Below are 18667 nucleotides of genomic sequence, written 5' to 3'. Positions count from 1 at the left end.
CACGGGCCGCTACCCGGTTACCGGCTATTCTTCTGTGTGCTGGCGGCAAGCGTGCTGATGTTTGTCGACCAGCGCTTTACGCGCATGGAAGATCTTCGCGCCCAGATGACCATGGTCGTTGCCCCCATTCAGTGGGTGGTGAGCGTGCCCAGCGACGTCCTGAACTGGGGGGCGCTTGCGCTCTCTGACCAGCAAGCGCTGGTGGACGAAAATCGCCGCCTGCGCGAGCAGATCTTGACGCTCTCCCACCGTGGGCAGCGGCTCGCCAATCTGACCGCCGAAAACGCCGAACTGCGCACGCTGCTCAAGGCGGCCGAGCGTCGTGAAATCCCCTATATTGCCGCAGAGCTGCTGTCTCTGGACAATGACCCCTTTACTCATCAAATGGTGGTCGACCGAGGGCATCGTAATGGCGCCTACGTCGGGCAGCCGGTGATCGATGCCTCTGGGCTGGTGGGGCAGGTGACCGCGGTATCGGCCTACTCCAGCCGTGTGCTGCTGTTGGCCGATGCCAGCCACGCCTTACCAGTGCAGGTCAATCGCAACGGCCTGCGTTTCATCGTGCAGGGCACCGGGCGCCATGGCAGCGTCAGCGTACTGCACGTACCGGATACCGCCGACATTCGTGAAGGGGATTTGTTGACCACCTCCGGGTTGGCGGGCCGTTTTCCGCCGGGGTATCCCGTGGCGCGCGTCACTGAGGTGTATCACGACCCCGGCCAGCCTTTTGCTCGTGTCATGGCCGAACCTGCTGCGCAGTTGCAGCGCTCACGGCATTTCCTGATGCTCTTTCCAACGCCCCGCGAAGAGTTCGACGCGTTGGGCTGGGATGAGTCCATGGATATTTCGGCTCAGGCCGTGCATGCCGCTCAGCGTCTGGCTGAGTCTCATTCACAGGAGGCGCCTTGATGGCCAGGGCTCCCGTCGTGCCGCTGTTCGCCGTTTGGCTTAGCCTACTGCTGGCCCTGTGCTTGCAGGTCATGCCCGTGGCGGATGGCTGGCAGGTGTTTCGCCCCGAGTGGGTGGGCTTGATGCTCATCTACTGGAGCATGCGCTCACCGGATAGGGTGGGGGTTTTTCACGGCTTCGTGGTGGGCCTGCTGCTGGACCTGATCGAAGGGACCGCGCTGGGCCAGCACGCGCTGATTCTGTCGCTGTTGGCGTTTCTGGCCGCCATGGTCTATCCACGCTTTCGCGCTTATTCGCTGGTGCAGCAGGCTGTGCTGGTGCTGGTGCTGCTTGGGCTGGTGCAACTGATCGAGCAGTGGTTGCGTACCTTGACCGGCGAGTTTTCGATCCACCTCTCCTTCCTGATTCCCTCGCTGATGAGCGCATTGCTGTGGCCCTGGCTGGCCACCATGCTGGTGGCTCTGGAGCGGCGCATGATGAGCAGTGGATCATGAGCGAAATGATCCCCGGTGCTTCCCCTCAGCCGGTACTCTGTCTGGCGTCTGCGTCGCCGCGCCGCAAGGCGCTGCTGGCGTCGATTGGCGTGCCGGTGAGCGTGCTACCCAGCGATATCGATGAAACGCCGCTGGCCGATGAGTCGGCTCGCGCCTACGTGGAGCGGCTGGCCGTGGCCAAGGCCAGCGCGGCCATGGACCGCACCTCCTTGCCGGTGCTCGGCTCGGACACGGCGGTCGTGGTAGCAGGAGAGATTCTGGGCAAACCTCGGGACCAACAGCACGCTGCCGAGATGCTGAGGCGGCTTTCAGGGGGCACGCATCAAGTGCTGACCGCAGTGGCGGTGAGTGGGCCGCTGGGTATACTCTCATGTTGTGTCACGACGCATGTCACCATGCGGTCACTGAGCCGCGAGGAGATCGCCTGTTACTGGCAGACCGGGGAGCCCGTGGACAAGGCCGGTGGCTATGCCATACAGGGGCTTGCGTCGGTGTTCGTCGAAGAGATTCAGGGCAGCCACTCTGCCGTCGTGGGGCTGCCGCTATTTGAAACCACGCGCTTGCTTGTCCAGCAGGGTGTGCCCGTCTGGACGGGACACTATCCGACGTAGTCATTGGGCCTGCACTGGCTACCGAGCGACGACCGCTGCGCTGGCAAGGAACCGGATATTCAATAAGGAATTGTGCATGAGCGGTGAAGTCCTCATCAATTTGACGCCCATGGAGACCCGCGTTGCGCTGGTAGAAAATGGCGTGTTGCAGGAGGCGCTCATCGAGCGCTCCCGCCGACGTGGGATCGTGGGTAATATCTACAAAGGCAAAGTGGTTCGCGTACTGCCTGGCATGCAGGCTGCCTTTGTCGATATTGGCCTCGAGCGCGCCGCCTTTATCCATGCCCATGAAGTGATGCCGCCGGGCACCCCCAGCGATGAGCAGCAGACCATCGGGCAGTTGCTGCACGAAGGCCAGGCCCTGGTCGTACAGGTCACCAAGGACCCTATCGGCACGAAAGGGGCGCGGCTGACTACCCATCTCTCGATTCCTTCGCGTTATCTGGTCTATATGCCGGACTCGCCTCACCATGGCGTTTCCCAGCGCATCGAGGACGAGCGCGAGCGCGAACGGTTGAAAGCGCTGCTGGACAAGAGCATTGCAGAACAGACCATCGACGTGACGGGTGGCTTTATCGTGCGCACGGCCGCAGAAGGCGTGGGCGATGAAGAGCTGGCCGGCGACATGTATTTTCTGCTGCGTATCTGGCGCAAGGTTAGCGAGCGCAAGATCACCGCTTCCCCGCCTAGCGTGATCTACGACGACTTGCCGCTGTTCATGCGCACCCTGCGTGACGTCATGCGCGATGATATCGAAAAAGTACGCATCGATTCTCGGGAAAACTTCGTCAAGCTGGTCGAGTTTGCCGAAGAGTTCATGCCCGACGCGGTGGACCGCATCGAGTACTACCCGGGCGAGCGACCGATTTTTGATCTCTACAGCGTCGAAGACGAGATTCAGAAAGCCCTGGGGCGCAAGGTGCAGCTCAAGTCTGGTGGGTATCTGGTCATCGATCCTACCGAGGCCATGACCACCATTGACGTCAATACCGGTGGGTACGTTGGGCATCGCAATCTGGAAGAGACCATTTTCAAGACCAACCTGGAAGCCGCGACGGCCATTGCCCGTCAGCTACGGCTGCGCAACCTGGGCGGTATCATCATTATCGACTTCATCGACATGGTGGATGTCGAGCATCAGCGTCAGGTGCTCCGCGTATTGGAAAAGGCGCTGGAGCGTGACCATGCAAAAACCAAATGTACCGGGGTAACCGAGCTGGGGCTCGTGCAGTTGACCCGTAAGCGCACCCGAGAAAGTCTCGAACAAACCCTGTGTGAAGCCTGCCCGACCTGTGCCGGGCGCGGGACGCTAAAGACCCCCGAAACCATCTGCTATGAAATCTTCCGAGAAATCCTCCGTGAAGAGCGTGCCTACAGTGCAGAAACCTACATGGTGCTGGCCTCTCAGCCGGTGGTGGATCGTTTGTTGGATGAGGAGTCGGCGGCCGTGGCTGACCTGGAAACCTTCATCAATAAAACCATTCGCTTTCAGGTCGAGGCGCACTACTCCCAAGAGCAGTACGACATCGTATTAATGTGATGGCTGCGCTAAGCCCTTTCCCCCGCTTTTTGCTGCGCGCTGGACTCGTGACGCTGGCAGTCCTATTGGGTCTGCTGGCGCTGCTGCTGGTGACGCTGCGCGTGGCTCTCAGTCAGAGTGATGCGCTCGCGCCACGCATCGAAGCGGTGCTGGAAGCCAGGATCGGTGCACCAGTGAGCATTGGGCAAGTCTCGCTCTCGTTGGCGCGCAATGATCTACGCTTCCTGCTCGAAGACCTGCGTATCGACACCCCGCAGGGCGATCCGCTGGCTGCCGTCGAACGCGTGCAGTTACGTCTCGATGGTTTGGCGAGTTTGCGCCAGTGGGCTCCGGTTTTCAGCGATGCTCGTATGGCGGGGCTCGAGTTTCATCTCTACCAAACGCCTGAGACCACCTGGGGCTGGCCGGCGCCCGCCACGCTGCCCTTGGGTATGGCCCCGCAGCCGGATATCGATCTGGCGCTGATCGACGCCTGGGCAGGGCTGCTGCTCAGGCAGCGCTTGTGGGTAGACAACAGCCGCGTGCTGCTGCATGGGCGTGAGCAGACGGTGCTATTGCATGCACCGTCGCTGGTGTTGGATGGCGATGAGCGTCGTACGCGTCTCTCTGGCGAGCTGAAGGTGGTGGAAGACCCCGCCCAGGCAGCCTCGGCGCTGCCGGCCATCACCATGGGCGCCGAGATGCAGCCCGGTGTGCGTGGCTTGAGTGATTTTTCGGCGGCCCTGCAGATGAATATGCAATTGGATCATCTGGTGGTGCTGGCGGCGCTGTTTCGTCCAGAGCAGATGCCCTATCTGGAGCAGGCGGGCGGTCAAGTTCAATTGTGGGGGCGCTGGCGAGAAGGGCGTCTGGAGGATGCGCGGTTGGCGGTCGATATGCCCGAGCTGACACTGCGTCGAGACGTGGAATACGCCGTGTTGCGCAACATCCAGGCCTCCGGGCAGTGGCAGCGCAACGGGGAGGGCGGTGAAGCCTGGCTGAGCGGCAACGCAGAAAGCGTCGAGTGGGCCCAGCCAGAGGGCATCAGTGACGGCCCTGCCTTGCCTTACCACTGGTACCTGGCCCACGAGCCCGGCCGTTGGGAGCTGCGCACCAGTGCCTTCGAATTGGCCTCGCTGGCCGCCTGGCGCGAGTACGCCCTGTTACCCGAGTCGCTGACGCGGGTGCTGCAAACCCTGGCCCCCAGAGGGCAGGTGCAGGGGCTGCGGCTGGGGCAGCGGGAAGGGCGCTGGGGCGTCGATGCCGCCTTGACCAACGTGGCGGTCGACCCGTGGCAGCAAGCGCCGGGCGGTGGCCCGCTGGATGCCTGGGTGCAGGCGCGTGACCTGCGCGGCCGGGTGACTTTCAGCAGTGCGGGCAACAGCGAACTCTACTTCCCGCAGCTCTTCGAAGCGCCCATGCAGCTGGGGCATGCCGAGGGCGTGGTGGAGTGGGTCTACGATGGTCCACGGACCATGATCAGCGGGCGTGAGCTGCACGTCGATTGGGATGGTGCGCGTATCGCGGGCGGCTTCGGCCTGATCACGGGGCAGCAGCGTGGTCAGTTTGGGCTCGACCTCGCCTTTGAGAATGTCGATGCCGTAGAGCGCCCGTTAGGCCAATGGCTGCCGCTTGGCGCCTTCGAGCCGGCGCTGCGGGAGTGGTTGCAAAAAGACATCGGTGGCCGGGTGCCGCAGGGGGCGCTCAAAATGAGTCTGCCGTTTGGAGAGCCCGGTAGCGCGCCGCCATTCTCTGCCACGCTGGCGCTGCTGGTGCGCGAGGGCTACTTGCCGATAGCTGACGGTTGGCCGCTGCTGGAAGAGGTCGATGGCCGCTTGATATGGCAGGGGGGAGAGCTGAAGGCGCAGGTGGCGAGTGCCCAGAGTCAAGGGGTCCAGCTGTCTGATGGAGCCGTCCAGCTGGGTGAAGACAACATGCTGCGGCTGTCGGGGCAATTGCACAGCGATGGCGCCTCGCTGTTGCGCTTTCTCAAGGCCATGCCAGAAGCGGGCGAGTTGCCGCTCGACGAGTTCAGCGCTGAAGGCGTGGTCGACGGCAGCCTGGCGGCGGCGGTGCCTTTGGAGCATCCAGAAGGGCTGTTGCTGGATATCAACGTGGTGCCTTCTCTGGAGGTCGTGCGCTACCAACCGCTGCCTGTGTCACTGCGCCAGGTCGAAGGCGAGGTGAGCTGGCAGCAGTCGGGCGAGCAGCGGGCGCTGTTGGGCAATCTGCAGGGGCGTTGGCAAGGCGGGGGGATCCGCGCCGACTTTGATGAAGATCAGCAGCGGGTGCGGCTCAGCGGTGAGGTGGATAGCGCGGCGCTCTGGGCGTTGGCGGGTATGCCGGACACGGCACAAGAGGTGCTGCGCGGGCGCACGGCCTGGGAAGGCGTGGTGAACTGGGAAGACACCCCGACCTTGAGTTTGCAAAGCCAGCTGGTTGGGCTGACCAGTCAGCTGCCCGAGCCGTTCGATAAACGCGCCGAGCAGCCCTGGCCATTACGGGTGCGCGCTGATTTTTCCAGTGCCAGAGGGGAGGTGCGGATAGCTGATCTGCTGGCCATGCGTCTGGCGCTCAGAGAGCCAGAAGGGCTGATGGGCGAGGTCGCGCTGGGCAGCGTGGCACCGCTGGTGGAATGGCCCCAGCAGCCAGGCTGGAAAATCGATGCGTCTCTAAACACCATTGATCCCTTGGCCTGGCAGCAGGCCTTGTCGCCGCTGTTCGACAATGGGGCGGGTGGTCCGCCGACGTCCGGGGCGTTGCCGACCCTCGAAGCCGTGCTGAGAACCTCCTGCTTGCGTTATCGCGACGAGTGTCTGGGCGCCATGACGGCTTCCGGTAGCGCCGAGACGGACCGGGCACAGCTGCAAATCAACGGTGAGCTGCTCTCCGGTCGTGTGCACTATCAGCCACGGGAGTCGCGCCCACTGGACGTGGTAGTGAGCTATCTGGTCGCTGACCGTTTGCTTGATTTGCCCAGCGAAGAGGCCGCGAGCGAGGCGTCGTCGAGAGAGGTGCCCACGCCGGGCTCCTGGGTCGACGAGATCACTACCGAATACGCCGCCCCAGCCGCTATCCCCGATTGGCTGGCATCCGTACCCAATGGACGGCTGCGACTGGCCGAGCTCAGTGTGGGTGACGGGCTTTATGGCCCCCTGACCGCTTATTGGCAGACCAGCGCTCAGGGGCTTTCCATTGCGCCGGTGGGCCTGACCCTGGGGCAGCTCTCAGCGCGTGGGGAGCTGCATTGGGAGGGTAATCCGGTGACCAGTCGCACCCGCGCTGACCTGACGATTCAGGGCGGCGATCTGGGCACCGCCCTGGAGCGCCTGGGCCAACCCGTGGCCATGCGCAGCCGTACCACCAACGTTGCCGCTGAGCTTGCCTGGCCGGGGACGCCCTGGCAGTTTGCGCTGGCCCGCGCAGGCGGAGAATTGAGCACGGATATTCGTGACGGGCGCTTCGTGATGCTCGACTCGGCACCTGCACGGCTGGTGGGGCTACTCAATTTCGATAACATTCTGCGCAGGCTGCGGTTGGATTTTTCGGATGTCACCGGGCAGGGAACGGCGTTCGATCGGGTGCATGGCACGGCGGACGTGGCCCAGGGGCAGCTATTGCTGCGTGGCCCCCTACAAATTGATGCCCCTGCCACGACCTTTACGCTGACAGGAAATGTTAACCTCTTGCAGCGCGAACTCGATCAGCGTCTTGGCGTCACACTGCCAGTGAGCCAAAGTCTGCCTATCGCGGCACTCGCGGTGGGTGCCCCCATCGTCGGCGGGGCGCTCTTCATTGCCGACCGACTTTTTGGTGATGCACTGGCGCAGGCCACCACCATTCATTATCGCGTGCGGGGTCCCTGGACCTCGCCGCAGGTTACTTTAGAAGGCCCTCAATGACCGCACACACAAGCGATATAGAGTCTGCAGTTGCCATTTTGCTAACGCCGGGTGGCCTCGATCTGGAAGCCCTGGAGACGGGCCTTGGCTACGCCATGGGCGCAGGCATCGATTATGCCGATCTCTACTTCCAGCGTACCTGGCAGGAGGGGTGGGTGCTGGAAGATGGCGAAGTCAAGGAGGCGAGCTACAACATCGATGGCGGAGTGGGTGTGCGGGCGCTGGCAGGCGAAAAAACCGGCTTTGCCTACTCTAACCAGATTACCGCCGATGCTCTGATGGATACCGGACGCACCGCCTCGGGTATCGTGCGCAGTGGTAAGCAGTTGCCGGGCCAGCGTGTCGTGCCGGTGAGCGCGGCGGCGCGCTATGCGGGTATCGACCCGCTGGCAGGGCTGACCGCTGAAGAGAAGGTGGCCATGCTCAAGCAGGCTGACCGCGTGGCGCGGGCTGCCGACCCCAGCATCAGCCAGGTCAGTGCCTCGCTGTCCGGCACCTACGAAGTCGTGTTGGTACGTGCCAGTGACGGCACTCTGGCGGCGGACGTGCGGCCGCTGGTGCGCTTCAATGTCAGCGTGATCGCCGCCAAAAATGGTCGCCGAGAGCGAGGCAGCGCCGGTGGCGGTGGGCGCTACTCCATGGCGCGCCTGCGCGATGAGGGTGTGGCCGAGCGCTATGCCCAGGAAGCCGTGCGCCAGGCGCTGGTCAACCTGGAAGCGGTGGATGCCCCTGCCGGTCAGATGCCGGTGGTGCTGGGCGCCGGATGGCCCGGCATTCTCTTGCACGAGGCGGTCGGTCACGGCCTGGAGGGTGACTTCAATCGCAAGGGCAGTTCGGCCTTCGCCGGGCGAATGGGCCAGCGCGTGGCGGCCAAGGGTGTCACCGTGGTAGACGATGCCACGGTCATGGATAGTCGCGGGGCGCTCAGCGTCGATGACGAGGGCACGCCGGGCCAGTACACCCCTCTGATCGAGGATGGCATTCTCACCGGCTACATGCAGGACAAGCTGAACGCGCGATTGATGAACATGGCGCCAACCGGCAACGCGCGGCGTGAGTCCTTTGCCCACCTGCCGATGCCGCGTATGACCAACACGGTGATGCTGGCCGGGCAGGATGCGCCGGAAGACATCATCAAGAGCGTCAAGCGCGGCCTTTACGCGGTCAGCTTCGGTGGCGGGCAGGTAGATATCACGTCGGGCAAGTTCGTGTTTTCAGCCAGCGAAGCCTACCTCATCGAGGATGGGCGCATCACCTCGCCAGTCAAGGGCGCTACGCTGATCGGCAATGGCCCTGAGGCGATGGGGCGGGTATCCATGATTGGCCATGACCTGGCCATGGACACCGGTATCGGCGTGTGTGGCAAGGAGGGCCAGGGCGTGCCGGTGGGCGTTGGGCAGCCCACTCTCAAGCTAGACGAGCTGACCGTCGGTGGCACGCAATCGGGCTAGCCAGGCAGTACAGCTCGTCATGGGGGCGTGCGGATTAGAGTGCCAGGGTGTCGCGCAGGTGTTTGAACAGCTTGCGCGCGCTGGTCGGCGGTTTGCCCTGCTCACGCTCCTTGCGAGCGTTTCGCACTAGCTGGCGCAGGGTCTGGCGGTCGGCATCGGGGTAGTCGGCCAGGAATAGATCGACGGCGTCGTCGCCCTCGTCGACCAGCCGATCACGCCATTTTTCCAGACGATGAAAGGCATGGTCGCGCTGCTCTTTCTCTTGCTCGATGGCATCGAATACCCCCTGGATGGCGGCTAGATCCTCCTTGCGGATCAACTTGCCCACGTACTGCATATGGCGGCGGCGGCCTTCATGGGAGCGGATGCGCGAGGTTTCCTCGATGGCCCGCAACATATCGTCAGACAGCGGAAAACGCGCCCGTTCGGCGGGTTTCATGGCAATCAAGGTTTCGCCAAGCGCCTGAAGAGCATGCATTTCACGCTTGAGCTGGGATTTACTGGGACGCTCTTCCTGCTCGTCAATATCGAGGGGCTCGGGGCGTTGCTTAGGCATACAGACACTCACTGATTTGGATTCGTCGCCAGCATTATATCAGGCTGCGACCATAACATTGATTCGCCAATGCAATTGAGGCGAAAAGGAGACCATATGGCACAGGCATTTGATGCAGCAGCGCAACAGGCGCTACTGGCGCAGCGGGCGGAAGAAGCCCTTGGCCTGGCGAAAACGCTGGGCGCCGATGCCGCTGAAGTAGGCGCCAGTGTCGACCAGGGGGTGGGCGTCAGCGTACGGCTCGGCGAGGTCGAGACCGTCGAGCTTTCCCGTGACCAGGGAATCGCCATTACGGTCTACGTTGGCCAGCGCAAGGGGAGCGCCTCCTCCACCGATGCCAGCAGTGCGTCGCTGCGCGCCACGGTGGAAAAAGCCCTGGCGATCGCGCGTTATACCGGTGAAGACCCTGCTGCCGGGTTGGCAGATGCTGCGCTGATGGCGACCCGGTTGCCGGATCTCAAGGTGCATCACCCGTGGGCGCTCTCGAGCGAACAGGCCATCGAGCTGGCGCTGCGCTGTGAGCAGGCGGGGCGCAGCGTGGACGGTATTCACCAGTCGGAAGGCGCCTCGTTGTCCAGTGGCGAGGGCGTGCGGGTCTACGCCAATAGCCATGGCTTTCTAGGCACCCAAAAGGGCAGCAGCCATTCGTTGTCCTGCATGCTGATCGCCCAGGATGACAAGGGCATGCAGCGCGATTATGACTACACATCGGCGCGCAATCCCGTACAGCTGCGTGACCCGGAGGAGGTCGGGCGCGAAGCGGCTGCACGCACCCTGCGGCGGCTGGGTGCGCGCAAACCGCCTACCGGTACCTTTCCCGTGCTGTTCGACCCCAGCCTGGCCGCGGGCCTGATAGGCCACCTGATGGGCGCGTTGGCGGGTGGCGCACTATACCGTGAAGCATCGTTCTTGTGTGATCGTCTGGGTAGCCCGCTTTTCCCGGAGTGGATGGGACTGGAAGAGCGCCCCATGGAAGTCGGTGCCACCGCCAGTTCGCCCTTCGATGCCGAGGGCGTGCAGACCCGGGATAACCGTTTCATCGAGCAGGGCAGGGTCGCCAGCTACATGCTGTCTGCCTACAGTGCCCGCCGCCTGGGCATGCAGTCGACCGGAAACGCCGGCGGAGCGCGCAACCTGCGTCTTCTGGCCCCGCTGACATCGCGTGATGAGCTGCTGCAGCAAATGGGGCGGGGCATTTGGGTGACCGAGCTGATGGGGCAGGGGGTCAATGGCGTAACGGGGGACTACTCTCGCGGTGCCGCCGGATTCTGGGTAGAGAATGGCGAGGTGCAATACCCCATCGAAGAGTTCACCATTGCCAGCAATCTCAACACCATGTTCGCTGGCCTGGTGGGCATTGGCGACGATACCGATACGCGGGGCAGCATCCATACCGGCAGCTGGCTGGTGGATGCCATGACGGTGGCGGGCAGCTAACGAGGGTTACTGATCCTCGTCGAAACGTGCGTCGAACAGGGCCTGGATGGCATCCAGGGCCTGGTCGGCATCTTCGCCCTCTGCGGTGATGGTCAGCGAAGTGCCGCAAGGGGCCGCCAGCATCAGCAGCGACATGATGTTGGCGGCATCGGCTTTCTGCTGCTGTTTGTAAACATGAATGCGGGCTGAAAACTGCTGGCCGCACGTGACCAGCTTGGTGGCAGCGCGGGCGTGAAGGCCGCGTTGATTGGTCAGCGTTAAGGTTCTTTCAGGCACTCTGGTTCCTTTTTGCCGAGTGATATCAGGGTGAAGTCGTGTCGCTGGGGGGGATGGAAGAAGCGGCATCGACGGTAGCGGGTAATTCGCTTAGCGTGTACTGCAAGCCCAATTCCCGATGCCTGAGCTGAATGGCGCCAGTGCGCTTGACCAGCGCCTGCGCCAGTTGTTCCACCATGTAGACAGAGCGATGCTGGCCGCCAGTGCAGCCAATGGCCACGGTCATATAGCTACGTTGACTGCTTTGGTAGGCGGGCAGCCACTTGTCCAACCAGGCATGAATATCGTCACGCATGTCATCGACGATGGGGTAGCCGCCCAGGAAGGCCTGAATATTGGCATCGCGTCCGGTGAACTGCCGCAGGCTGGGGTCCCAATAAGGGTTAGGCAGGCAGCGCACGTCAAACACGATATCGGCATCCATGGGTACGCCCCGCTTATAGCCGAAGGATTCAAACGTCAGGGTCAGCTGGTCACGCCGTTGGTGAGCGACCTGATCGGTGATGCGACGGCGAAGATCGTGCACCGAGAGGCGTGACGTGTCGATCAACAGGTCGGCCAGATCGCGAATGTCGAGCAGCGTCTGCTCTTCCTTGTCGATGGCTTCTTCCAGGGTCATGTCACTATCCCGGGTCAGCGGGTGGCGCCGCCGGGTGGCCGAGTAGCGCTCCAGCAGAATGCGTGCGTCCGTGGTCAGGTAGATGACCTGAAAACGGATCTGGCGTTGACGTAGCTCTTCCAGTAACGCAGGCAACTGCTCCAGCGCCGTGGGCAGGTTGCGCGCATCGATGCTGACCGCCAGGTGAGTTCGCCCCCCTTGCTCGCGCAATTCATCGACCAGCGAGCCCAGCAGCATGGCGGGCAGGTTGTCGATGGCGTAATAGCCAAGATCCTCCAGCGCCTGTAGGGCGATGGACTTGCCGGACCCTGAGCGGCCGCTAATGATCACCAGCTGCATAGCGCATCTCTCTTGGGTATCAAAGGGATAGAGGGCTTGCCGTGTGCCTTGCTGCCTGGCAATGGCTGCGCTAGGCAGCCTGCTCGCGAATCTTGTCGGTCAGCAGCTCGAGCAATGCGCGCTGGCTACTGACATTGCGCAGCTGTTGGCGTGTGGCAGCGTCATTCATGATCGTGGCCACCTGCCCCAGCAGGGCCAGGTGCGTGTCATCGGCTTCTTCGGGAACCAACAGCACGAAGACCAGATCGACCGGGTCACCATCGATGGCATCGAAGTCGACGGGCTCGGCTAGCTTGAGAAAGCCAGCAATGGGCGTGCTGCAGTGAGGACTGCGTGCATGGGGGATGGCTACGCCATTGCCGATACCAGTGCTGCCCAGCCGTTCACGGCCAATCAGGCGACTGAAGACTTCCTGACTGTCCAGGCTGGGCGTGTTCTGAGCGATAAAGGTGCTGAAAAACTCCAGCACCCTTTTTTTGCTGCCCCCGGGCACGTCGTACAGCACGCGCTCCGGGGGGAGTATGGTTTCCAACGTCATCGGTTTAACGCACGCCAGCGCCTTGGGCGCGGGCTTGTGCTTTTTCCTTGTGTTTTACCAGCTGACGGTCGATTTTGTCCGCCAGGGCGTCAATGGCCGCGTACATGTCATTATCCTGCGCTTCCGCATGCAGGTCTGCTCCTGCGGCATGCAGCGTGCAAGCCGCTTGCTGGCGCTCCTTTTCGACAGATAAGGTGACCTGGACGGTCGTGATGTTGTCGTAGTGACGCTCAACGCGTTCCAGCTTTTCGTTTACGTAGTCACGCAAGGCGTCAGTCAGTTCAACGTGATGACCAGTGATGTTTACTTGCATTGACGTGCTCCTTATCCATCGGACTGTACTTCGATTGTAACCCTTTTTGGGCCATTGCAAAGCCCTCGCCGCGAGTTTGTTGGGCAAGAGCGTTTAACTAGCGCAAACGGCGTCGCTCGCTCGACGAAGGTATACCCATCGACTCTCGGTACTTGGCGACGGTGCGGCGTGCCACGGTAATGCCACCCTCTTCCAGCAGGGTGACCAGGCGACTGTCGGAGAGTGGCTTGCCTGGCGGCTCGTCCTGAATCAGTTTCTTGATGCGTGCTCGAATGGCCGTGCTGGAGTGGCTGTCGCCGCCCTCCTGGCCGCTGACCTGGCTGGAGAAGAAGTACTTGAGCTCGAAGACCCCGCGCGGGGTATGAATGTATTTCTGGGTGGTGACCCGGGAGATGGTCGATTCATGCATCTCTACCGCTTCGGCGATATCGGCCAGAATCAGCGGTTTCATGGCCTCTTCACCCTGCTCGAGGAAGCCTATCTGGCGGGCAATGATCTCGCGCCCCACGCGCAGCAGCGTGTCGTTGCGGCTCGACAGGCTCTTGATCAGCCAGCGAGCCTCCTGGAGGTGCTCTTTCAAAAACTGGTTGTCCTGGCTCTTGTCGGCGCGCTTGATCAGGCTGGCGTAGTCGGGCTGGATACGTAGCCGAGGCAGCGCTTCCGGGTTGAGTTCCAGATGCCAGCCCTCGTGATCGTGACGTACCACCAGGTCCGGCGTCACATAGCTGTCGTCGGTGACGCCGTAGGCGCTTCCGGGGCGAGGGTCAAGGCTGCGGATTAAACGAATGACATCGTCCAGCTGCTCGTCATCGAGGCTCAGGCGTCGTTTCAGCAGGCGCATGTCGTCCTTGCCCAGCGCTTCGAGAAACTGGCGTACCAGACGCTTGGCGGGCATCAACAGCGGAGTGTCTTCGGGTAGCGCGGCCAGCTGCAGCATCAGGCACTCGCGCAGGTCACGGGCGAACACGCCAGTAGGCTCGAACTGCTGCAGGCGCAGCAAGGTGTTTTCGACCTCGCGTTGGCTCAGGCCATCGTGGCCCTGCGCCTTGAGCCCCTCGCGGATGTCGTTGAGCGGCTGGGTCAGATAGCCGTTGGCATCCAGCGCATCGATGAGGCTCTCGGCAATGGCATGCTCACGCGCAGAGAAGTCGGTCATGGCCAGTTGCCAGAGCAAGTGCCCGTGAAGGCTCTGCCCGGCCGCCTGGCGCTCGAAGTCCGGGCCTTCGCTACTGCCGCCCGCGCTGCCCATGTCCTGGTAGGTGTCGGACCAGTCGCTGTCCACGGAGAGCTCGTTGGGAATGCTGTCTGCCCACTCGGCTTCCTGAGGCTCGCTGACCGCCTGTTCGCCAAACTCATCCTCCTGTTCGAGCATGGGGTTGGCATCCAGCGCCTGCTGAATTTCTTGACGAAGGTCCAGCGTCGATAGCTGAAGCAGCGCAATGGCCTGCTGCAGCTGAGGTGTCATGGTCAGCTGTGTGCCGATGCGCAGTTGAAGAGAAGCTTTCATGACCATCTGAGAACCACTCGTTAATCAGAAAGCTCCACCCTAGAGCGACTCTCCGTTTGGTGCAAGTGCAATAAGCATGCCACTAAATAAAATGTCTTCGTGGGCCATTATTTAAAGGCGGAAGTCGGCGCCCAGGTAGACGTCGCGCACCTTCTGGTTATTGAGAATTTCCTGGGGGTTTCCACTGGCTATGATGTGTCCGTCGCCAACAATATAGGCAATATCGCAGATATCCAGGGTTTCACGCACGTTGTGGTCGGTAATCAGCACGCCAATATGGCGCTTCTTGAGCGCGCGTATGATCGACTTGATATCGCCCACGGAAATGGGGTCGACGCCAGCAAAAGGTTCGTCCAGTAGAATGAAGGCGGGCTCGGTGGCCAGCGAGCGGGCAATTTCCACCCGTCGCCGCTCGCCGCCCGACAGGCTCATGCCCAGGTTGTCGCGAATATGGGTGATGTGGAAGTCTTCCAGCAGGGATTCGAGCTTCGCTTCTCGGCTATTGCGGTCCAGCTCCCGGCGCGTTTCCAGAATGGCCATGATGTTGTCGGCCACCGACAGCTTGCGAAAGATCGATGCTTCCTGGGGCAGGTAGCCGATACCCGCCAGCGCGCGTTCATGCATGGGCGCCCGGGTCAGGTCGAGATCGTCGATGCCCACCTTGCCAGCATCGGATTTCACCAGGCCGACGATCATGTAGAACGAGGTGGTCTTGCCGGCGCCGTTAGGGCCCAGCAGGCCCACCACGCTGCCCTGGGCAATTTCCAGATTGATATCCTTGACCACGCGGCGGCGTTTGTAGCTCTTGGCCAGATGCTGTGCATGGAGTGTCTTGACCGCTGCGGTGTCGGGGGTCATCGCTGTCACGGGGCGTCCTCTCGCTATTGTTCGGGCTGCAGGGTCATGCGGATGCGCTGTGGCGAACTGCCGCTGACATCAGAGCGCGCTTGCACCACCCCGCGGTCGATGAAGTATTCGAGCCGTCCCCCCTGGAAACGATCCCCTTGCTGGGTCAGTTCGGCTTGGTCGATGAGCTCGACGCGGCGTTCGGACACGTGGTAGACGATGCGGCGCGCCCAGCCTTCCATGGGCGTCGTCTGGTCTTCCAGTTGATTGCGCAGGTAGGCACGCTCGCCCGTGGCGACGGCCCGGGAGAGTTCGCCGGCCTGGTTGCGGTGAATTTCGACACGCTCTCCGCGCAGCTGCATTTCACCCTGACGAATATCGACATTGCCAGAGTAAACCGCCGTGCCCGCGCGCTGGTCCAAGTCCAGGCGGTCGGCCTCTACTTCGATAGGGGCTTGTTGTTGAGCAGTAGCAGGCAGCGCGCCTACGACTACCATGGGAACGGCAAGGGCGAGCAGTGCCGTACGAAGCAGGGCGTTCATGGCGACTCCTGAGAAGAGTGGGGGGCGGGCGGATGCACGCCGCGCACGTTATTGATCAAGCTGACACGACTATCGTCCAGCCAGACATCCATACGGGATGCCTCGATACGTTGGGGCGGCTGCTGCAGCACTACGGGGGTATCGCTCCAGGCATGACGTGCCAGGCCATCATAATGCAGCAGGTCGGTATCCAGCTGCCAGCCTTCGTCTGGTGCCAATAGCCGTGCCGATCCGGCCAGCGTCAGCGCCTGGGTGTCCGTGTTCAGGGTACCGGTATCGGCAACCGCCAACCACTCACGCTGTTCACTATCGAACAGCGTGGCGCGCGGTGACGTGACGTTGGTCATCGCCGCTTGCGGGGTATGTACCAGTCGCGGCGCGACCAGCGACTGTTGCAGAGTGCCATCTTCACCAAACAGAGTGATCTCGGCATTCTCCAGCACGTGTCCGGGCTCCTGAGCCTGAGCCTCAGGATCTACCTCGCGCTGCTGGGGCGCGCGGGGGTCCAGCCAAACCAGCAGTCCCCCCAGGGTGATGACCAGCCCCGTCAGCCAGACGCGCTTTTTCACCCTGATGCCCATTCAGGTGGAGCCGTGTAGGTAAGTGTCGAGCACGGCGTCCCAGTGCCCCTGGCTGGTCAGCAGCGTGTCGCAAATTTCGCGAACGGCGCCATGTCCGCCCAGACGGTCGGTAATCCAGTCGGCGTGGGTATGCATGTAGTCCGGTGCGTTGGGGACGGTGATGCCGATGCCCGAGCGTTTGATCGGCGCCAGGTCCGGGAGGTCATCGCCGCAGAAGGCGACCTGCTCCAGGGTGATACCGAGCCGCTGGCAGAGCCCACGCAGGGTGGCGAGCTTGTCTTCACAGCCTTGATGAACATGGCTGATGCCCAGCGCTGCGGCGCGCTGGCTCACCATGGGCGAGTCACGGCCGGTAATCAGCGCGACATGGATGCCGACGCGCTTGAGCAGCTTCAAGCCGTGGCCATCCTGGGTATGAAAGGCCTTGATTTCGACGCCGTCGGCCTGGAAGTAAAGGCGACCATCGGTCAGTACGCCGTCTACGTCCAGGGCCAGCAGTTTTACACGGCGTATACGATCTAAAAGTGCGTCAGGTAGGGCCATAGAGCCTCCGTATCATCCATCATTGGATCATGGGTTAGATAACGCCGCTTGCCAGCAGGTCATGCATGTGCAGCGCGCCAATCGGGCGCTGCTGTTCATCGACCACGGCCAGCGCCGTGATACGACTATCTTCCATTATACGCACGGCTTCGGCTGCCAGGACGTCGGGGCCGATGCGTTTGCCGGGCCGCGTCATGACGTCGTCTACCTTGACGTCACGCAGGTCGTGAAACTGGTCCAGCGTGCGGCGCAGGTCGCCGTCGGTATAGACCCCGGCCAGCCGACCCTCATTGTCGATGACACAGGTAAAGCCGAGCCCCTGGCGCGTAATTTCCAGCAGAGCATCGCGCAGCGGGCTGCCCAGCGCCACCCGAGGCAGCCGCGCGCCGTCGTGCATCAGGTCGCGTACCCTTAGCAGCAGGCGTTTGCCCAGGCTGCCGCCGGGGTGTGACAGGGCGAAGTCTTCGGCTGTGAAGCCACGTGCTTCCAGCAGTGCGACGGCCAGCGCGTCACCCAGCGCAAGCGCTGCCGTCGTCGAGCTGGTGGGGGCCAGATCCAGTGGGCAGGCTTCTCGCTCGACGCCGCTGTCCAGGTGGGCCTCGGCATGGCGTGCCAGGGTCGAATCAGGGCGCCCCGTCATGCTGATCAAGGGAGTTCCCAGGCGCTTGAGTAGCGGCAGCAGAGCCGTGACTTCGCCGGTTTCACCTGAGTTCGACAGGGCCAGCACCACATCGCCCCGGGTAATCATGCCGAGGTCGCCGTGGCTGGCTTCACCGGGGTGAACGAAGAACGCGGGCGTGCCGGTACTGGCCAGGGTGGCTGCCAGCTTGCCGGCGATATGGCCGGATTTGCCCATGCCGGTCACCACCACGCGACCCTTGCAAGCCAGAATCAGCTGGCAGGCGCGGTCGAAGCTCTCGTCCAGCTTGGCTTGCAAACCACCAATGGCCGCTTGCTCTATCTGCAGTGTCCGCAGCGCGCTTTCACGCAGTAAGCTGGGTGGGGTGGGAGATTGGGGCATGGTCGGTCTCGTTCTCGTCATCACGGTTGATAGCCTTCAAGAATAACACCTTGCGGCGGCTTTTAGCCAAACTGCGGGCAGGCGCTGGGCAGCAGGCCAGGTGCGCGTGGCTGTTCCTGTGGGTAGCGTTAGGATACGATGTTCGATAATATTTCGAAAACACTGTTTTTTAAACCGCCGGGGTGGGCCTGAAAGGCCTGCACTGGCGAGCAAGCGAGGGGTGTGATGCCCATGACGGATATGCCCTTTATCCAGGTGGAAGATGTGTACTTTTCCCGCGGCGACCACGATATCTTTCGTGGCGTGAGCATGAGCATTCCGCGTGGCAAAGTCACTGCTATCATGGGGCCCAGCGGAACCGGCAAGACCACCCTGTTGAAATTGATCGGTGGGCAGCTGGTGCCTGATCGGGGGCGCGTGCTGATCGATGGGCAGGATGTGCATCGGCTGTCTCGCAAGGCGCTGTTTGCGCTGCGCAAACGAATGGGCATGCTGTTTCAGAGTGGCGCGCTGTTTTCCGATCTGGATGTCTTCGAGAACGTGGCTTTTCCACTACGCGTGCATACCGACCTGCCCGATACCATGATTCGTGACCTGGTGTTGATGAAGCTGCAGGCCGTGGGCCTGCGCGGCGCGCGGCACCTGTCGCCCGCCGAGCTTTCG

Annotated in this window: 19 protein-coding genes; 8 read left to right on the top strand and 11 right to left on the bottom strand. The window is 62.4% G+C overall.

What is annotated here, in order from left to right:
• From mreC to tldD, 6 genes are all read left to right on the top strand, one after another.
• Positions 1–909, top strand: a 909-nt coding sequence (gene mreC / locus B7L72_RS10555) for a rod shape-determining protein MreC (RefSeq protein WP_254893797.1), incomplete at its 5' end; no start/stop codon positions are given.
• The gene (gene mreD, locus B7L72_RS10550) at positions 909–1403 is read left to right on the top strand and encodes a rod shape-determining protein MreD (RefSeq protein WP_081194176.1); all 495 of its coding nucleotides are present in this window, start codon (positions 909–911) and stop codon (positions 1401–1403) included. The genes mreC and mreD, both read left to right, overlap by 1 nt.
• Positions 1400–2014: a Maf family protein gene (locus B7L72_RS10545; RefSeq protein WP_081194175.1), complete on the top strand. Its 615-nt coding sequence runs from the start codon at positions 1400–1402 to the stop codon at positions 2012–2014. Before mreD ends, B7L72_RS10545 begins: the two co-directional genes overlap by 4 nt.
• Positions 2015–2090: 76 nt before the next feature.
• On the top strand, positions 2091–3554 hold the full coding sequence (gene rng / locus B7L72_RS10540; RefSeq protein WP_081194174.1) for a ribonuclease G: 1464 nt from the start codon (positions 2091–2093) through the stop codon (positions 3552–3554).
• Entirely contained in the window at positions 3554–7435 is a 3882-nt protein-coding gene (locus B7L72_RS10535) for a YhdP family phospholipid transporter (RefSeq protein ID WP_081194172.1), read from the top strand. Before rng ends, B7L72_RS10535 begins: the two co-directional genes overlap by 1 nt.
• Positions 7432–8886: a metalloprotease TldD gene (gene tldD / locus B7L72_RS10530; protein ID WP_016913473.1), complete on the top strand. Its 1455-nt coding sequence runs from the start codon at positions 7432–7434 to the stop codon at positions 8884–8886. Before B7L72_RS10535 ends, tldD begins: the two co-directional genes overlap by 4 nt.
• Positions 8887–8920: 34 nt before the next feature.
• Here tldD and yjgA read toward each other — a convergent pair whose 3' ends face one another.
• Complete coding sequence (gene yjgA, locus B7L72_RS10525) at positions 8921–9442, bottom strand: ribosome biogenesis factor YjgA (protein ID WP_016913474.1); 522 nt, start codon at positions 9440–9442, stop codon at positions 8921–8923.
• Positions 9443–9538: 96 nt separating this feature from the next.
• Here yjgA and pmbA point away from each other — a divergent pair, with 96 nt between their 5' ends.
• A complete protein-coding gene (gene pmbA, locus B7L72_RS10520) occupies positions 9539–10879 on the top strand; it encodes a metalloprotease PmbA (protein WP_081194170.1) in 1341 nt (446 codons plus the stop codon).
• A 6-nt stretch (positions 10880–10885) separates the two neighbouring features.
• Here pmbA and B7L72_RS10515 read toward each other — a convergent pair whose 3' ends face one another.
• The 10 genes from B7L72_RS10515 to B7L72_RS10470 all read right to left on the bottom strand — a co-directional run bounded on the left by B7L72_RS10515 (position 10886) and on the right by B7L72_RS10470 (position 18004).
• The gene (locus tag B7L72_RS10515; RefSeq protein WP_016913476.1) at positions 10886–11155 is read right to left on the bottom strand and encodes an HPr family phosphocarrier protein; all 270 of its coding nucleotides are present in this window, start codon (positions 11153–11155) and stop codon (positions 10886–10888) included.
• 25 nt (positions 11156–11180) lie between these two features.
• Positions 11181–12113, bottom strand: a complete 933-nt coding sequence (gene rapZ / locus B7L72_RS10510) for an RNase adapter RapZ (protein WP_016913477.1) — start codon at positions 12111–12113, stop codon at positions 11181–11183.
• 70 nt (positions 12114–12183) lie between these two features.
• Entirely contained in the window at positions 12184–12651 is a 468-nt protein-coding gene (gene ptsN / locus B7L72_RS10505) for a PTS IIA-like nitrogen regulatory protein PtsN (protein WP_016913478.1), read from the bottom strand.
• Between the two features lie 4 nt (positions 12652–12655).
• The gene (gene hpf, locus B7L72_RS10500) at positions 12656–12964 is read right to left on the bottom strand and encodes a ribosome hibernation-promoting factor, HPF/YfiA family (RefSeq protein ID WP_016913479.1); all 309 of its coding nucleotides are present in this window, start codon (positions 12962–12964) and stop codon (positions 12656–12658) included.
• 97 nt (positions 12965–13061) lie between these two features.
• Positions 13062–14477 (bottom strand): RNA polymerase factor sigma-54, encoded by a 1416-nt coding sequence (locus tag B7L72_RS10495; RefSeq protein ID WP_081194168.1) that lies wholly within the window; start codon positions 14475–14477, stop codon positions 13062–13064.
• A 105-nt stretch (positions 14478–14582) separates the two neighbouring features.
• A complete protein-coding gene (lptB, locus tag B7L72_RS10490; RefSeq protein ID WP_016913481.1) occupies positions 14583–15329 on the bottom strand; it encodes an LPS export ABC transporter ATP-binding protein in 747 nt (248 codons plus the stop codon).
• A 23-nt stretch (positions 15330–15352) separates the two neighbouring features.
• Positions 15353–15859 carry a lipopolysaccharide transport periplasmic protein LptA gene (gene lptA / locus B7L72_RS10485; RefSeq protein ID WP_016913482.1) on the bottom strand — a complete coding sequence of 169 codons (507 nt, stop codon included), beginning with the start codon at positions 15857–15859 and terminating at the stop codon, positions 15353–15355.
• Entirely contained in the window at positions 15856–16440 is a 585-nt protein-coding gene (lptC, locus tag B7L72_RS10480; RefSeq protein WP_016913483.1) for an LPS export ABC transporter periplasmic protein LptC, read from the bottom strand. Before lptC ends, lptA begins: the two co-directional genes overlap by 4 nt.
• Positions 16441–16983, bottom strand: a complete 543-nt coding sequence (locus B7L72_RS10475) for a KdsC family phosphatase (RefSeq protein ID WP_016913484.1) — start codon at positions 16981–16983, stop codon at positions 16441–16443.
• A gap of 34 nt (positions 16984–17017) precedes the next feature.
• A complete protein-coding gene (locus tag B7L72_RS10470) occupies positions 17018–18004 on the bottom strand; it encodes a KpsF/GutQ family sugar-phosphate isomerase (protein ID WP_016913485.1) in 987 nt (328 codons plus the stop codon).
• 231 nt (positions 18005–18235) lie between these two features.
• Between B7L72_RS10470 and B7L72_RS10465 the strand changes: the two genes are divergently transcribed.
• Positions 18236–18667: ABC transporter ATP-binding protein (locus B7L72_RS10465; protein WP_139788499.1), on the top strand; the 432-nt coding region annotated here is incomplete at its 3' end.

This window comes from Halomonas sp. BC1 (genome assembly GCF_002078135.1).
Lineage (GTDB): Bacteria > Pseudomonadota > Gammaproteobacteria > Pseudomonadales > Halomonadaceae > Vreelandella > Vreelandella stevensii.
This window is presented reverse-complemented; position numbering and strand designations above follow the sequence as displayed.

Coding starts and splice junctions, on each gene's coding strand:
- yjgA (WP_016913474.1), bottom strand. CDS start 9,442: ATGCCTAAGCAACGCCCCGAGCCCCTCGATATTGACGAGCAGGAAGAG.
- lptB (WP_016913481.1), bottom strand. CDS start 15,329: ATGACCCCCGACACCGCAGCGGTCAAGACACTCCATGCACAGCATCTG.
- pmbA (WP_081194170.1), top strand. CDS start 9,539: ATGGCACAGGCATTTGATGCAGCAGCGCAACAGGCGCTACTGGCGCAG.
- rapZ (WP_016913477.1), bottom strand. CDS start 12,113: ATGCAGCTGGTGATCATTAGCGGCCGCTCAGGGTCCGGCAAGTCCATC.
- rng (WP_081194174.1), top strand. CDS start 2,091: ATGAGCGGTGAAGTCCTCATCAATTTGACGCCCATGGAGACCCGCGTT.
- lptC (WP_016913483.1), bottom strand. CDS start 16,440: ATGGGCATCAGGGTGAAAAAGCGCGTCTGGCTGACGGGGCTGGTCATC.
- ptsN (WP_016913478.1), bottom strand. CDS start 12,651: ATGACGTTGGAAACCATACTCCCCCCGGAGCGCGTGCTGTACGACGTG.
- B7L72_RS10470 (WP_016913485.1), bottom strand. CDS start 18,004: ATGCCCCAATCTCCCACCCCACCCAGCTTACTGCGTGAAAGCGCGCTG.
- lptA (WP_016913482.1), bottom strand. CDS start 15,859: ATGAACGCCCTGCTTCGTACGGCACTGCTCGCCCTTGCCGTTCCCATG.
- B7L72_RS10535 (WP_081194172.1), top strand. CDS start 3,554: ATGGCTGCGCTAAGCCCTTTCCCCCGCTTTTTGCTGCGCGCTGGACTC.
- tldD (WP_016913473.1), top strand. CDS start 7,432: ATGACCGCACACACAAGCGATATAGAGTCTGCAGTTGCCATTTTGCTA.
- hpf (WP_016913479.1), bottom strand. CDS start 12,964: ATGCAAGTAAACATCACTGGTCATCACGTTGAACTGACTGACGCCTTG.
- B7L72_RS10475 (WP_016913484.1), bottom strand. CDS start 16,983: ATGGCCCTACCTGACGCACTTTTAGATCGTATACGCCGTGTAAAACTG.
- mreD (WP_081194176.1), top strand. CDS start 909: ATGGCCAGGGCTCCCGTCGTGCCGCTGTTCGCCGTTTGGCTTAGCCTA.
- B7L72_RS10495 (WP_081194168.1), bottom strand. CDS start 14,477: ATGGTCATGAAAGCTTCTCTTCAACTGCGCATCGGCACACAGCTGACC.
- B7L72_RS10545 (WP_081194175.1), top strand. CDS start 1,400: ATGAGCGAAATGATCCCCGGTGCTTCCCCTCAGCCGGTACTCTGTCTG.